The organism is Streptomyces sp. NRRL S-378 (genome assembly GCF_000720645.1).
In the GTDB taxonomy this organism is placed as follows: Bacteria; Actinomycetota; Actinomycetes; order Streptomycetales; family Streptomycetaceae; genus Streptomyces.
This window is the reverse complement of record NZ_JOBX01000218.1, coordinates 1-331: the sequence shown is the minus strand read 5'-3', so window position 1 is coordinate 331 and position 331 is coordinate 1. Positions and strand designations below refer to the sequence as shown.

At 66.2% G+C, this 331-nt stretch carries 1 protein-coding gene; it reads left to right on the top strand.

Going from position 1 to position 331, the window contains the following annotated elements; genetic code table 11:
* On the top strand, positions 1 to 331 hold a 331-nt coding region (locus tag IH80_RS0138560; RefSeq protein ID WP_030966585.1), incomplete at both ends, for a transposase family protein.

Here is a 331-nt window from a genome sequence, read left to right as displayed (position 1 = left end):
GGTCCTCACCGACGAGAAAGGGCGGATGCTGTTCTGCAGCCCGGCCGAGCCTGCGAGCTGCGCTGACATCACCCACGCCCGACAGTTGGGCCTGGTCAAGCACCTCGTCGACGGCCCCGCCGTGGAGATCCTCGCTGACGCCGGCTACCAAGGACTGGGAGCCCAGACCGGTGGTCGCGTCGTGACGCCACCGCACCGGAAGTTCAAGAAGAACCCACCGGACTGGTACGAGGAGATCCACGAGCGGCAGCGCAAAGCCCATTCCTCACGGCGTATCCACGTCGAGCACGGGATCGCACACCTCAAGAACTGGCGAGCTCTCGCCCGTCAC